The sequence below is a fragment of the Pseudomonas sp. TWR1-1-3 genome, assembly GCF_049896805.1.
GTDB classification, from domain to species: domain Bacteria; phylum Pseudomonadota; class Gammaproteobacteria; order Pseudomonadales; family Pseudomonadaceae; genus Aquipseudomonas; species Aquipseudomonas bubulae.
On the sequence record NZ_JAFCUZ010000002.1, the window covers coordinates 85,115 to 99,609 of the forward strand.

A 14,495-nucleotide genomic window follows, 5' to 3' on the forward strand; every position below is an offset into this window, starting at 1 on the left:
TGTTTCAAGCCTCTTAGACGGTCTGTGACCCTCTGGCGCCCCGCAAGTAGCTGTTTAAATCGGCGCAAGAAAACATCCTAGATAAACCTGCTTACTACTGTCAACAATCATCTGGAACGAAAAAGGCCCGCTCTGGGCGGGCCTTTTCACTGGCATCGGGTTTTCAGTCAGCTAGTGCACGATCGATCGACAACTTGCCTGCACCTTCGATCAGCACTGCCACGGTACCACCCAGCAAGGCCAGGGCGAATTCATAGCCGTTGTTGGCCATAAACAGGCCATTGCTGATATGCACCGAGAAGATCGCCACCAGCAACGTAAACGACAGGCCCAGGGCTGCAGGGCGCGCCAGCAAGCCGATAATCAGCGCCAGACCGCCCAGAAACTCGGTACCGCCCGCCAGCACTGCCATCAACATACCCGGCGCCAGGCCAATGCTCTCCATCCATTGCGCCGTGCCCGCCAGGCCCCCGCCGCCAAACCAGCCGAACAGTTTTTGCGAACCGTGGGCGGCAAAGATAATACCGACGAAAATACGCAAGACCGTCAAACCATAACCTGCGCGGCTGCCCAGTACGGTATGGATCAATTTGCTCATGATGGAATCCTTTAGGTCATCAGTTGGGGAATGCTCGCCATACTAATCAGTTTTTATAATGTTAAAAGTCGAATAAACCTGACAAAACAATCAAATTATTCGATTATTTGCGTGTGACCAGTTCAGCTTTTGCCGGTTCCAGGGAATCCCGCTCCCGGTCAAAGGCCAAATAGTATTTATTCACGCTATTAACATAGCTGACAGCCCCCATTCCCACCTGCTCCATGGCAATACGTTCCACCTGAAAGAACCATTGATTGGGGTTCAGGCCGCGTCGCCTGGCTTCAGCCCGCATGCCCTGCACCCGCTCCGGCCCCATGTTGTAAGCCGCCAGCACAAACGCCATGCGCTCACGCTCGTTGAGCTTGGGGCTGGCAAAGAACTTGCGGCGGATCAGCGACAGATACCGGGCACCGGCCTGCACATTGCTATCGACATTTTGAATATTGTTGACCCCCACCCGCCGGGCGGCCGAGGGGGTAATCTGGAGTAGCCCTGTCGCCCCGCCGCTGCCTTTGGCTTCAGGGTTGAGGGTTGACTCCTTGAATGCCAGCGCTGCCAGGTTCAACCAGTCCATGCCCTGTTGCCGGGCATGTTTTTGCAACACCGGGCGCAGTTTTTCAAGCTGCTGGCGATCGGCCCGGGCCAACGGGTAATGCACCCGGTACAAACGTCGGTATACCCGCTCAAAGGCCACATTCTGATCGGCCGGGGCCTTGTAGCCATCGAGAAACCGGTCGATGCTGGCCCGCAACATCGACGCATCACGGCGTACATACCAGTGCATGGCCTCGGGCTCGCTGACCAGCACCTTGCGGTCAAAACGCAGCTTGGGCATCAGCGTGGCCCAGCGCTCGGCAATCGGGCGCTCCACGATGGTCAAATGAAAAATCCCGGCCTGCACCATCTCCAGCACATCCTCCACCGCCAGGGTCGGATCTACCCACTCAATCTTCACCGGGGGCAGTTTGCGCAGGGCCAGTTTTTGATTGATCAAATTGACCGAGGCTCCCGCCGCACTGCCGGTGGTCAACGCCACGGTGCGGCCCGACAGTTGCTCAAGGCGGGTAAAGCACCGCTCGCCCTTGACCCCCACCAATAGCAAGGGCACATCGTCGACGATCGGATCACTGGCGCTGATGGCGCGGCTGGGCTTGAAATCGATCAACTCACCCGGGGCAACTACATCGCCTTCACCCCGGGACAATGCGCCCAGCAGTTGATCCTTGGCTTTAGGGATGATCTTGAGGGTTATTTCCTGGCCATCGCGGGCATGGCTGTTGAGGTAGCGTTCAAACGCACGCAGACGATGGTATTCAACGCCAATCGCCTGCCCCTGCACCTCGCCCGAGCTGTTGCGGCTTTGATTGACCAGCACCCGCAACACCTGACTGCTGCGGATTTGCGCCAGATCGCGGACCTGACTTGGCTGCCCGACCTGTAAAGGTCCGGTCAGGCGCGCCAGTGCCGGTAGCGGCAACAGCAGCAGGCACAGCGCAATCAATAGCGTCGGTCTTGTCATCCGTTCTCCGGAAAGAATACAGCCCAGCACCCGGTCGGTTTCCCGACAACCGGTTGCCTCAAGTGAGGCTTTCAAGCGCTGGAATCAGCGCGCAAAACAGTCAATGCGTCCTTTAAACAACCGGGCATTGCGTTGTTGCGGCATTCAAAGACAACCATAACTGTCTGTAGTTCTTGGTTTTTCTTGTAAATCTACAGCTCTGATATGCTGCGAGGCCTGTGGCCTGAGGTAAAACCATGCAACTCATTGATATCGGCGTCAACCTGACCAACCCAAGCTTTGACGGCAAACACCAGGCCGTGCTGGACCGTGCCTACGCGGCCGGGGTGTGCCAATTGGTGTTGACCGGCACCAGCGTCGAAGGCAGCGAACAGGCCTTGCAACTGTGCCGCGAGCTGGACGAAAGCGGCCAGCGGCTGTTCTCTACGGCCGGCATTCACCCGCACTCGGCCAGTGACTGGAACGGCGACAGCGCCCGCCAGTTGCTTGCCCTGCTCAAGGAACCGGGCGTGTGTGCGGTGGGTGAATGCGGGCTGGACTTCAACCGCGACTTTTCGCCCCGCGCCCAGCAGGAGAAAGTCCTGGAAGAACATCTGGCGCTGGCTGTTGACCTGCAACTGCCGGTTTTTCTGCATGAGCGTGATGCCAACCAGCGTTTGCTGGAAATCCTGCGCGACTTTCGCGACCGCTTGCCGGCTGCTGTGGTGCATTGCTTTACCGGGGAGAAAAAGGCGCTGTTCAGCTACCTCGACCTTGACCTGCATATCGGCATTACCGGCTGGATCTGCGACGAGCGCCGCGGTACCCACCTGCACCCGCTGGTACGTGATATCCCGCGCGGTCGCCTGATGCTCGAAAGTGATGCGCCGTACCTGTTGCCCCGCACCCTGCGGCCCAAACCGAAAAATGGTCGCAACGAACCGGCCTACCTGACCGACGTATTGCGTGAAGTGGCCGTGCACCGTGGCGAAAGCGAGCAGGACCTGGCCGAACACACCACCGCGTGTGCACGGGCGTTTTACGGGTTGCCGGTACTGACAGACTGACGCCCGCTCCCACGCAGTGCCTCTTTTGACCCACATCAACAAGATTGTCACTGAATAGCGGCACAATGATGGCACCTTGCCAATATTGTTTGCGCCAATTCAGAGAAGACCTCCCATGGGCACCTGGCTTAGCAACATCTCGCTCAAATACAAATTCTGGGCTGTCAACGCGGTGGCTTTTGTCACCACACTGCTGCTGGTGCTCTACGCCGTGCAGCTGGAACAGCAATCGCGCAGCAACGCCGCCCAGGCCAACGCCCGGGCCCAGGCGCAATTGCTCAGTGCCTGGCCTGCCGGGCAGCCCTTGCCCGAGGCCAGCCAATTGCTGCCCCTGGTGCCCGACCAGATCGCCAGCGTCAACGATCAAGCCCTGCCGCAACTGGGCAACGCCAACGGCTGGGTCTCAATCAATCCCATGCCGTTGTTCGGCCACAATCTGCTGCTGGGCGCCGAGGTACTGACCCGCGACGACGGACAAAAAATCGCCGTGCTGGCCCATACACCTAGCCTGGCCCAGGTGTTTGTCGAGCGGCTGCCCAACTATGCTGCCGCCGTGCTGATCCTGATGCTGGCCATGCTCTGCGCTTCGCAGTTGCTGATCCGCTTCCTGCTGAGCCAGCTCAACACCCTCAAGGACGTGATGCTGCATGTGGAGAAAACCGGTGACCTGTCCGCCCGGGTGCCCCTGGCGTGTACCGATGAGGTCGGGCAGATGGCCAGCGCCTTCAATGCCATGCAGGCCGGTTACCAGCGGGTGGTGAACACCGTGGCCCAAACCGCCGCGCAACTGGATGCCGGAGCCGCGCGCCTGGCCAGCAGCATGGACGAGGTGCGCCACGGCATGCTCGGCCAGCAAAGCGAGACCGACCAGGCCGCCACCGCAATCAATGAAATGTCGGCCACGGTCTACCATATTGCGCAACACGCTGGGGCTACCCGCGACCTGTCGCAAACCGCAGACAACCTGGCGGGGAGTGGCCAGCAGGTGGTCAGCCGCGTGCAACAGTCAATCGCCAGCCTGTCCACCGGGGTGCAAACCACTGCAGAAATGATCCAGCAACTGGCCCAGGACAGCCAGAAGATCAACGGCGTGGTCAGTGTGATTCACAGCATCGCCGAACAGACCAACCTGCTGGCGTTGAACGCGGCCATCGAAGCGGCTCGCGCAGGTGAAATGGGTCGTGGCTTTGCCGTGGTCGCCGATGAAGTGAGGCACCTGGCCAAACGCGTGCAGACATCCACGGACGAAATCACCGCCATGGTTTCGGCCTTGCAGGCGGGCACCCGCGACGCCGTGGATTTTATGCAGGAAAGCTCGTTCAAGGCCGACGACTGCGTGCAGCAGGCCCAGGAAGCGGGCGCGGCATTGGCCGAGATCACTCACGCCGTGGCGCAAATGCGCGAAAGCAACACCCAGATTGCCGTGGCCGCCGAGCAGCAAAGCCAGGTCGCGGAAGAGATGAACCGGGCAGTGGTGAGCATCCGCGATGTCACCGAAAACACCGTGCAACAGACCGTCGACTCGGCCACTACCAGCAATGAACTGGCAACCCTGGCAGGCGAGTTGAATCGGGCGATTGGTCAACTAAAGCTATAAGGCCAATAGCCATTGTTGATTCGCCGCAGGGTGATCATAAATCTATGATTTGTTTATCCGGTTCAGCCCAGGCTGAACCCTCGAACAAGGAGAGCAATCATGGGCAAACGTCATCCAAATCTACCGGCCTGGCAATGGCGCTCCAACCCGCACGGCCAGCAAAACACCGCGTATCAGGCAATCAACCTGATCGCAGTGCCGATGATGGTGGTGGCTTTTCTGTTGCTGGTGTCGGGCGTCTTCAGTGAAAACGCCACCAGCGCGGTGATCGGTCTGGTTGCCCTGTTTGCGGCCCTGATCCTGCAACGCCAGGGCCACAAGGCCACCAGCGCAACGGATAACAGCCAGACCTTCTGATCAACCGAACACGGCTACGGTCTGGCGGCTGAGCGCAATCAGCTCGCCGCCTGGGCCCCACAGGTTGGCCGCTACATGGCCGTAGCCATCCCGCGCATGTTCGATGACGGCCAGGTACTTGCACCACTGCAACGTGCTGACCTTAGGCAGTGGCTGCACGAACTCGATGGTCCAGGTCAGCGTGCTGCCTGCTGTCGGCTTGTTCAGCAACGGCAGCAGTGCAGGCGGCCAGGTATCGACCAGCGCCAGCAAATGGGTTTCTGTCAGAGGTTCGTCCTCAACACCGCCATCAAAACGTACCCAGCCGCCCATTTCCCGCGTTCCACGACCGGTGAACGGCAGTGCGCCCACGGCCCAGGCCATGGACAAATGACGCATAAACTCCGGGGTAACGCCTTTGATATAGGGCAACAGCGGGCAATCTTCGGGCGCCTTCATCTCAGGCGCAGGCAGGCCGTCCACGCTCGCCACTGACTCCCGCGCAGCGCCAAAGCTGCCTTGTACCAGGGTCATGACCTGACCGTCCTGCACCACCCGCCCCAGCACCTGGCTGACCGCCTTGCCTTCGCGCAGCACCTCAACCTCGAAACGCACCGGTACATCGGCGGCCACCGGCCCGACAAAACTCACTGCCAATGAGCGCAACGCCCGCTCGACAGGCACATGGGCGCGCATGGCTTCGTACTGCAAAGCCACCAACAGGCCGCCAAAGCTGGCGCGGCCCTGGCCCCAATCGGCCGGAATGGTCACGTCCAAAGGCGTGTTGCGCACCGCCGCAACCAATTCGCAAAACTGCATAAGCACCTCGAAACAGATAAATATGACGAGATACTACCCATCCATCTGACTCTGCACAGTGCTGTATCGGCCAAAGATCAGGAGTGAAAGCAAGCCGCACTCAATTTGACCAACGCCTTGTCAGCGCGTTTTTCGCCGTGCTCAAGGGTGGCCTGCCATTGCGCCACACAGGGTTGCAAGTCGGCGTGTTGCCCGGCCTGCAGCAACCATTGCCAGGCATCGTGCCACTCGCCCAGCGCCTGCTGTGCCCCCTTGAGGCGCGCCAGCACCAAGGGCGGCAGCTGGTTCAACTCCGGGTAGGCTTCAGCGGCATAGCGTACGCGCTTGATCAGCAACCGTACGCGATGGCGGTCATGGCCAGGGTCATTGAGAGCGTTTTCCAGGGTTTGCCACTGTTTTTCCAGGACCTTTGCGATCCGCTGGCGCAAACCACGCAGCAGGCCTTCTCGCTCGGCAGCACGCAAAAAGCGCGGAAACACCTCGAGGATCATCAACAGTTGAGCCAACTGCTCACTGTCGGCCACCCTGGAATAACTGCCGGCCAACTGTTGCGTGCGGCGTTGCGCCTGCGCCGTGTAGCCGTGCGCCTGCAAATGTGCCGCCAGCACTTCAAGATCGCGCAGGGGGGTGGTCAACACGCCAACCTGGGATGCAGACATTTCAAGTTGCACAACCCCCGGCAACCCGCGCAAAGGCCGCAACAGGCTGCGCAAGCGGCGCACAGTGGTGCGCAGGTCGTGCAGGGCCTCCGGGTCCGTATCGGCTTCCAGACGCGCCTGACAGGCCAGTAACCTGACCTCCAGACGCACGATGTTTGCCACTATCCGGTCAACCAGCTCAGACATCCTCACCCTCCCCCTTTACCGCTGCGCTTCAACGCCCGGCGCGGGATTCACGAATATAGAAACGCGCCTTCTCGGCTTTTTTGGTGCAACCCTCAAAGGCTTCAAATTGCTGCTGGGTCTTGGCCGCCGTCAACAAGGACAAGGCCTTGGAGTAGCTGACAGTCCCGGCGAAGCCTTCCGCCTTGGCCAGGTCCAGTTCATGCCAGGCCGAATCCAGGTTCGTCGCACAACTGTCGCGATACGCCTTGGTCCCCGCACAACCTGCCAACGCCAGCGCGATCAGCGGTACACAAATCCATGCTTTCATGTTGTTTTCCTCAGAAATTAAAGTTCAGTGCAATCTCAGACGAACAACCTGCATAAAAGTGCCACAACGTAAAAATCAAAAAAACCGGCAACACCTACCCGTCATTGCTACAAGGCACTAGCCTAGCTGGTAGATACGCGTTCATGCCAAAAGCTGTCACTCAGGGTCACAAAAAGGCATTGTGAGGGACTGTCAGGCGAAGGTGGGGTTCATGAAAAAACGTATTGCATTGGTATTGGGCTCCGGGGGCGCCCGGGGCTATGCCCATATCGGCGTGATTGAAGAGCTGGAAAGCCGCGGCTATGAAATCGCCTGTATCGCCGGTTGCTCGATGGGCGCGGTGGTGGGCGGGATTTACGCCGCCGGCAAACTGGACATGTACCGGGACTGGATTCAAAGCCTGGACTACCTCGATGTGCTGCGCCTGGTGGATGTCAGCTTCCGGCTTGGAGCGATTCGCGGTGAAAAGGTCTTCGGCCAGATCCGCAATATGGTCGGTGAAATCAATATCGAGGACCTGCGCATCCCCTACACCGCCGTCGCCACCGACCTCACCCACCAGCAGGAAATCTGGTTTCAGGAGGGCTGCCTGCACCAGGCCATGCGCGCCTCGGCAGCGATCCCCAGCCTGTTTACCCCGGTGATGCAGGGCAACCGCATGCTGGTGGACGGCAGCCTGCTCAACCCGCTGCCCATCGTGCCGGTGGTGTCCAGCCACTGCGACCTGATCGTCGCCGTCAACCTCAACTCCACCCACCAGAGCCACTACCAGTTGCCGGTGATCCAGCGCCCGGCGGCTTTCAAGGGGCGTTTTGACAACCTGATGAGTTCGCTGGGCTCGCGCATGCCGTTTCGCAACAAACAGGCCGAGCACTTGCTCAACCTCGAACAGGAACTGCTCAACCCCCAGGCCGAGCCGCTGGCCCAGGCAAAGCCCAATCCCTGGCTCGACACACCGCAAACCGCCCCCCCTGCCGCTGAAGAGGGCTCGCCCAAGTCAGCCACCGGCTCGGTGATCATCGACAACGTCGGCCCGGCCTCGCTGCTGGATTTGATCAACCAGAGCTTCGAGGTCATGCAGACTTCACTGGCGCAATACAAGATCGCCGGTTACCCGCCCGATATCCTGATCAACGTGCCCAAGCGGGTGTGCCGGTTTTTCGAGTTCTACAAAGCCCAGGAGCTGATCGCCCTGGGTCGCCTGATTGCAAAAGACACCCTGGACCGTTACGAAAAGGACGAGGCGTCCAACAACCGGTAGCCGACCCCGGCTTCGGTCACGATATACCGTGGCCGGGTCGGATCATCCGCCAGTTTCTGGCGCAAATGGCCAACGACAATTCTCAGGTAATGGCTGTTTTCGACATGGCTCGGGCCCCAGATATCCTTGAGCAATTGCTGCTGGGTAATGACCCGCCCCGGATGACGTGCCAAGAGCGCCAGCACCGCGTATTCCTTGCGGGTCAGCGCCACTTCGACGCCATCGAGCAGCACACGGCGGAACGCCAGGTCGACGGTCAAGGGGCCGAGTTCAAGCGCCGACTCCCGGGTTTCGCCCGCAGGTGCCTGGCGCAACAAGGCCCTGATTCGCGCCAGAAACTCCTGGATGCCGAAGGGTTTGGTCACGTAATCGTTGGCCCCGCCGTCCAGTGCCTGGACTTTTTGCGCTTCGCTGGCGCGCACCGAGAGCACCAGTACCGGCGCATTTGACCACTCGCGAAACTCGCGCAGCACCTGTTGGCCATCCATGTCCGGCAAGCCCAGGTCGAGCACCAGCACATCGGGCCGTCCGAGCGCTGCCTGGCTCAAGCCATCGGCCCCGGTCGCGGCCTCCAGCACGGTGTATCCCTGGGACACCAGGCTGATACGCAGGAATTTGCGAATCTGCGGTTCATCGTCGATGACCAAAATGGTCGCGCTCTGGCTCATGACTTGTTACCGCAATAGAGGGATAGCCAAAGAATATCAGTCTTCACTTTCCAGCCCTTCATTCTCGGCGCACGGTTGAAGGCTTAACGGCAAATACAGGGTAATGCACGTACCCTGCCCGCCGATGCCTTCGCCGACGCTGACCCGCCCGCCGTGGGCCCCCACCATGCCCTGGCAGATGGCGAGCCCCAGGCCCGTGCCTTGCCCGCCGCGATCGCCCCGTGCGGCGGTATAAAACATATCGAAAATCTTCACCCTGTCCTCCTCGGGGATCCCCGGTCCCTGATCACTGACGGCAAACCACAATTCGCTTTCATCGGCTCCCGCCGTTAATTGCAACTGGCCATGGGGGGGTGAAAAGCGCGCAGCGTTTTCCAGCACATTGACCAGCGCCTGCTCGATCAGGGCGCCATGCACGTGCAACAGCGGCAATTGCGCTGCAACATCCACCTGCACCTGCAAGGGCGCCAGCACCGCACGCAAGCGGTTCAAGGCGCTGCCGGCAATGTCGGCAGGCGACACCCAGTCGCGCGCCAGCTTGAGCGCACCGTGGCCCAGGCGGGTCATGTCCAGCAGGTTCTGGATGTAGCGGTCCAGACGCTCGGCCTCATCGCGGGTGCCTTCGAGCAACTCGCGGCGATCGCTCAACGGGATCGCCTCGCCCAGGGCCAGCAAGGTGTCGATACTGCCGCGCATGCTGGTCAGCGGTGTGCGCAGATCATGGGACACCGATGCCAGCAGTGCGCTGCGCAACTGCTCGGTTTCGCCGTGCAGGCGGGCCGCTTCCAGGTCCTGGGCCAAGCGCGCGCGCGCCAGTGCCTGGGCCAGGGGTTGGCTCAAAGCCATCAGTAGCCGACGACGCTGGCCAGTTAGTGAATGGTCCTGCCTGGTGCACACGCCGAGCAAGGCCAATGGCCCCTCCTCGGCGCTGATCGGCCACCACCACCAACGGCCCATCGGCAAAGTGCCCGTACCCTTGCCTGCAGGCTGGTCGTGGGCCCAGGCCCAGTCAGCAGCGGCGCGCTCCGCTTCGCAGAACTGTAACGGCCCGCCGCTTTCAACGTCCCAGCCGCCATTGCCATTGCGATTGAGCAGGCATATGTCCAGCTCTTTCCAGCCGCTCAAATGCTGCCCGGCAGCATTGACCACAGCCTTGCGGTCGGTCGCGGCGGTAAGCTTGCGTGACAGGTCGAGAAGCTCGGTGGTTTCGTGCTGAGTGTCGCGCAAGGCCTGCAACTGCCGGCGCTGGCGAGCCGCCAGTTTGCCAGTGAGCGCCGCCATCAACAGAAAGAACAACAACGTCAGCACATCTTCTTCGCGCTGGATGCTGAACGAGAAATTGGGCGGAATAAAGAGGAAGTCATAGGCCAGAAATGACAGCGCCGCACAGGCCAATGCTGGCCCCAGGCTGCTGCGCACGGCCACCAGCAGCACGGCAGCCAGAAACACCAGGGAGATATTGGGCAGCGCCAGTACGCTGGATACTCCCCAGGCCAGGGCACTGGCCAGTAGCGTGGCAATCAGCGCCAGGCCGTAGTCGAACCACACCAGTGAGTGTTCCGGGCGGTTGGTGACAGGTACAGGGGACTGCTCGTTGTCGAGCACGTTGATTTCCAGGCCATGGGCGTCACGCAACAAGCGCGCCGCCAGTCCGCCGCCAAACAGGCGACGGCGCCAGGTCAACCGCGACTGGCCCACCAGGAGCAAGCTGGCACGGCGTTCGCCGGCATGCTGGATCAGGGTTTTGGCCACTTCACCGGCACGCAGCAACACCACCTCGCCACCCAGGCGCTCAGCCAGTTGCTGGGCGCTTTGCAGGCGCAGGCGTGAATGCTCGTCGCCTGCCCGGCCGTTGTCCACATGCACCAGGCTCCAGGGCAGATGCCGACGCTCCGCGACCCGGCTGGCATGCCGCACCAGGCGCTCGGCATGGGTATCGCCGTCGATCCCCACCAGCAAACGCCCGCGCAGCGCCGGGGCCGATTGCCCCTGTTGGCGATAGCCCTTGTCCAGTTCATCGTCGACATACACCGCAGCGGTCTGCATTGCCAGTTCGCGCAAAGCATTGAGATTGGTCTGGCTGAAAAACGCATCAATCGCTGCCCGTGCCTGCTCAGGTACATACACCTTGCCCTCGCGCAGCCGCTCCAGCAGTTCCCGGGGCGGCAGGTCGATCAGCAGCAGTTCGTAGGCTTCCTGCACAACCCAGTCCGGCAGGGTCTCACGCACCTGGACCCCGGTGATGCCGCGCACCTGATCGTTGAGACTTTCCAGATGCTGGACGTTGACCGTGGTGTACACATCGATCCCGGCCGCGAGCAATTCCTGCACATCCTGCCAGCGCTTGGTGTGACGGCTGCCGGGGGCATTGCTGTGGGCCAGCTCATCGACCAGTACCAGCTTGGGTCTGGCGGCAAGCAGGCCGTCGAGGTCCATTTCCTCAAGCTGCACGCCGCGATAATCCGAGCGCAGCATGGGCTGCTGGGGCAAGCCATTGAGCAAGGCCTCAGTCTCGGCGCGGCCATGGGTTTCGACCACCCCGGCCAGTACTTCGACACCCTGGCGCAGTTGCGTGTGAGCCGCTTGCAGCATGGCGTAGGTTTTGCCCACGCCCGGTGCCGCGCCGAGAAACACTTTAAGCCGGCCACGGCCTGCGCGCGGTAGATCGGCTAGCAACGCATCGGCGCGGGCGGAATGAGTCATGGGGGGTTCCTGATAAATTGTGTGACTGAAAGCTTTACCCTCACCCCAGCCCTCTCCCGGAGGGAGAGGGAGCTGATATGTGGTTTTCTTGAAGCCGCGTGCGGTCAGTCCCCTCTCCCTCCGGGAGAGGGTCAGGGTGAGGGGCTCTTCAACTGCGCCAATGCGCTGTTCAACAGCAGCACGTTAACCACCGGCGGCCCCACCAGCGGCCGCTCGATATGCTCCGCCACCAGCTGTTCAACAGCCTGTACCGGCAAGCTGCGAGCAGCAGCGACACGGGCTAGTTGATAGCGTATTGCCTCTGGTGGCAAGTGCGGGTCCAGCCCGCTGCCCGAGGTGGTCAGCAGCGCCAGGGGCACCGGCCCCTGGCCCGGCACGGCAAGCTGGGCGGCACTGTCCTTGACCCGTGTCGCCAGCGCCGGATTGCTCGGTGCCAGGTTGCTGGCCGAACTGGCCACGGTGGCAAACGCTCCCGCCGATGGCCGTGGGTGAAACCAGCTGTCACCGCTGAAATCCTGCGCAATCAATGCCGACCCCAGCACCTTGCCGGCACTGTCACGGACCAGGCTGCCATTGGCCTGTTCGGGGAACGCCAGCTGGGCAATGCCGGTGACGGTCAGCGGGTAGATCACGCCGGTAATGGCGGTCATCAACAGCATCAGGCTCAGGGCCGGACGTAAACAAGTGCTCATGGTGTAACCCTCCAATGCTTAAACCAGATGCAACGCGGTGAGCAGCATGTCGATCAGCTTGATGCCCACAAACGGCACCACCAGCCCGCCCACGCCATAGATCAGCAGGTTGCGGCGTAACAGGTGCGCCGCACTGGCCGCCTGCACCCGCACACCGCGCAATGCCAACGGGATCAGCACCACGATGATCAGCGCGTTGAATACGATGGCTGACAAAATCGCGCTTTGCGGGCTCTGCAGGCCCATCACGTTGAGCACGCCCAACTGCGGGTAGATCGAAGCAAACAGCGCCGGCAGGATCGCGAAGTACTTGGCCACGTCGTTGGCGATCGAGAACGTGGTCAGCGCGCCACGGGTCACCAGTAACTCCTTGCCGATCTGCACCACATCCAGCAGCTTGGTCGGATCGCTGTCCAGATCGACCATGTTGGCGGCTTCGCGGGCCGCCTGGGTGCCGTCGTTCATCGCCATGCCCACATCGGCCTGGGCCAGGGCCGGGGCGTCGTTGGCACCATCACCGCACATCGCCACAAGGCGGCCGTCATTTTGCTCATGACGAATGCGCGCCAGTTTTTTCTCCGGCGTGGCCTCGGCCAGCACGTCATCCACCCCGGCTTCAGCGGCAATGGCCGCGGCGGTCAGCGGGTTGTCGCCCGTCACCATCACGGTGCGGATGCCCAACTTGCGCAACTCGGCAAAACGCTCGCGAATACCCGGCTTGACCACGTCCTTGAGGTGGATGGCGCCCAGCAGCTTGCCCTGGGCACAGACCAGCAAAGGGGTACCGCCGCTCTGGGCGATCTTGTCGATTTCCCGGGACAGGGCCGGCAACAGCTCGCCGCGTTTGAGGCCGACAAACGCCAGCACTGAATCCACGGCCCCTTTGCGGTACACCCGACCGTTGTGGTCGATACCCGACAGGCGGGTTTCAGCGGTAAAGGGTACGGCCGTGAAGTCCGACACGGGTAACTCGGGCAGGCTGTGCTGGCCCCGAACAAACTCGACGATGGACTTGCCCTCCGCCGTCTCGTCCGCCAGCGAAGCGCGCAACGCGCCCTCTGCCAGCTCTTTGGCGGTCACGCCGGGGCAGGCATACAGCGCCGTGCAGCGGCGGTTGCCGAAGGTGATGGTGCCGGTTTTGTCGAGCATCAGCACATGCACATCGCCCGCGGCTTCAACCGCCCGCCCCGACTTGGCAATCACGTTGAGGCGCACCAGACGGTCCATGCCGGCAATACCGATGGCCGACAACAAGCCGCCGATGGTGGTCGGAATCAGCGTCACCAGCAGGGCCACCAGAAACACCAGGGGCAAGCTGCCACCGGCAAAGTAAGCGAACGGCTGCAAGGTCACGACCACGATCAGAAAGATCAGGGTCAGGCCGATCAGCAGAATATCCAGGGCAATCTCGTTAGGGGTTTTCTGCCGCTTTGCCCCTTCGACCAGTGCGATCATACGGTCCAGAGTGGACTCGCCGGGGTTGGCGCTGATTTGCACCAGCAACCAGTCACTGACCAGCCGCGTATTGCCGGTCACCGCCGAGCGATCACCGCCCGATTCACGGATCACCGGCGCCGATTCGCCAGTAATCGCCGCTTCGTTGACCGCGGCAATCCCTTCAATCACCTCGCCGTCGCCGGGAATCATCTCCCCCGCTTCGACGCGCACCACATCCCCTTTGCGCAGGCGGGTGGCCGGGACGATTTCAAAGCCGCCCGTGGCAGTGCGCCGACGCGCACTCAAGCCCACACTGCCAGCTTTGAGGCTATCGGCCCGAGCCTTGCCGCGCCCCTCGGCCAGGGCTTCGGCAAAGTTGGCGAACAGCACGGTAAACCACAGCCACAGAGCGATTTGCACCGCCACCCCGGTAGGCACTGCAGGCTCGGGGATAACACACAGCACCGTGGTAAAAATCGCGGTCAGCTCGACCACCAGCATCACCGGCGAGCGTTTCAGCTGGCGCGGGTCGAGTTTGACGAATGCTTGCAACAGCGCCGGACGCCAGATATCGGCGAACGAAGTCTTCGGCGACTCGGGGGCCCTGGCTTCAGGCGTTGGCGTCAACTTTGAAACAGGAGCAGGCATAGTCATCTTCGTCTCC

13 protein-coding genes are annotated in these 14,495 nt (G+C 61.5%); 4 read left to right on the top strand and 9 right to left on the bottom strand.

Annotated elements, in window-relative coordinates:
* Positions 1 to 163: 163 nt before the first annotated feature.
* Together ACP7BE_RS07820 and ACP7BE_RS07825 are read right to left on the bottom strand one after the other, a co-directional pair.
* Positions 164 to 598 carry a DoxX family protein gene (locus ACP7BE_RS07820; protein ID WP_095002159.1) on the bottom strand — a complete coding sequence of 145 codons (435 nt, stop codon included), beginning with the start codon at positions 596 to 598 and terminating at the stop codon, positions 164 to 166.
* Positions 599 to 701: 103 nt separating this feature from the next.
* On the bottom strand, positions 702 to 2,120 hold the full coding sequence (locus tag ACP7BE_RS07825) for a transglycosylase SLT domain-containing protein (RefSeq protein ID WP_426105430.1): 1,419 nt from the start codon (positions 2,118 to 2,120) through the stop codon (positions 702 to 704).
* Between the two features lie 236 nt (positions 2,121 to 2,356).
* On the opposite strand from ACP7BE_RS07825, the gene ACP7BE_RS07830 reads away from it, so the two are divergent.
* From ACP7BE_RS07830 to ACP7BE_RS07840, 3 genes are all read left to right on the top strand, one after another.
* Positions 2,357 to 3,166, top strand: coding sequence for a TatD family hydrolase (locus ACP7BE_RS07830; RefSeq protein ID WP_016780110.1), 810 nt, complete (start codon positions 2,357 to 2,359; stop codon positions 3,164 to 3,166).
* Positions 3,167 to 3,281: 115 nt separating this feature from the next.
* Positions 3,282 to 4,763, top strand: coding sequence for a methyl-accepting chemotaxis protein (locus ACP7BE_RS07835; RefSeq protein ID WP_095020270.1), 1,482 nt, complete (start codon positions 3,282 to 3,284; stop codon positions 4,761 to 4,763).
* 99 nt (positions 4,764 to 4,862) lie between these two features.
* Positions 4,863 to 5,120: a terminase gene (locus ACP7BE_RS07840; protein ID WP_095002162.1), complete on the top strand. Its 258-nt coding sequence runs from the start codon at positions 4,863 to 4,865 to the stop codon at positions 5,118 to 5,120.
* On the opposite strand, the gene ACP7BE_RS07845 is transcribed toward ACP7BE_RS07840, so the two are convergent.
* The 3 genes from ACP7BE_RS07845 to ACP7BE_RS07855 form a co-directional block, all read right to left on the bottom strand.
* Positions 5,121 to 5,918 (bottom strand): acyl-CoA thioesterase, encoded by a 798-nt coding sequence (locus tag ACP7BE_RS07845; RefSeq protein WP_426105434.1) that lies wholly within the window; start codon positions 5,916 to 5,918, stop codon positions 5,121 to 5,123.
* A 77-nt stretch (positions 5,919 to 5,995) separates the two neighbouring features.
* Positions 5,996 to 6,763 (bottom strand): CHAD domain-containing protein, encoded by a 768-nt coding sequence (locus ACP7BE_RS07850; protein WP_426105436.1) that lies wholly within the window; start codon positions 6,761 to 6,763, stop codon positions 5,996 to 5,998.
* Positions 6,764 to 6,791: 28 nt separating this feature from the next.
* Entirely contained in the window at positions 6,792 to 7,070 is a 279-nt protein-coding gene (locus tag ACP7BE_RS07855; protein ID WP_095002165.1) for a hypothetical protein, read from the bottom strand.
* A 211-nt stretch (positions 7,071 to 7,281) separates the two neighbouring features.
* On the opposite strand from ACP7BE_RS07855, the gene ACP7BE_RS07860 reads away from it, so the two are divergent.
* Complete coding sequence (locus ACP7BE_RS07860; RefSeq protein ID WP_426105438.1) at positions 7,282 to 8,331, top strand: patatin-like phospholipase family protein; 1,050 nt, start codon at positions 7,282 to 7,284, stop codon at positions 8,329 to 8,331.
* On the opposite strand, the gene ACP7BE_RS07865 is transcribed toward ACP7BE_RS07860, so the two are convergent.
* From ACP7BE_RS07865 to kdpB, 4 genes are all read right to left on the bottom strand, one after another.
* A complete protein-coding gene (locus ACP7BE_RS07865) occupies positions 8,298 to 8,999 on the bottom strand; it encodes a response regulator (protein WP_426105440.1) in 702 nt (233 codons plus the stop codon). The genes ACP7BE_RS07860 and ACP7BE_RS07865 overlap by 34 nt on opposite strands.
* Before the next feature lie 36 nt (positions 9,000 to 9,035).
* The gene (locus ACP7BE_RS07870) at positions 9,036 to 11,702 is read right to left on the bottom strand and encodes a DUF4118 domain-containing protein (protein ID WP_426105442.1); all 2,667 of its coding nucleotides are present in this window, start codon (positions 11,700 to 11,702) and stop codon (positions 9,036 to 9,038) included.
* Positions 11,703 to 11,833: 131 nt separating this feature from the next.
* Entirely contained in the window at positions 11,834 to 12,394 is a 561-nt protein-coding gene (gene kdpC, locus ACP7BE_RS07875; protein WP_426105444.1) for a potassium-transporting ATPase subunit KdpC, read from the bottom strand.
* 18 nt (positions 12,395 to 12,412) lie between these two features.
* A complete protein-coding gene (kdpB, locus tag ACP7BE_RS07880) occupies positions 12,413 to 14,485 on the bottom strand; it encodes a potassium-transporting ATPase subunit KdpB (RefSeq protein WP_426105446.1) in 2,073 nt (690 codons plus the stop codon).
* Positions 14,486 to 14,495: the final 10 nt, after the last annotated feature.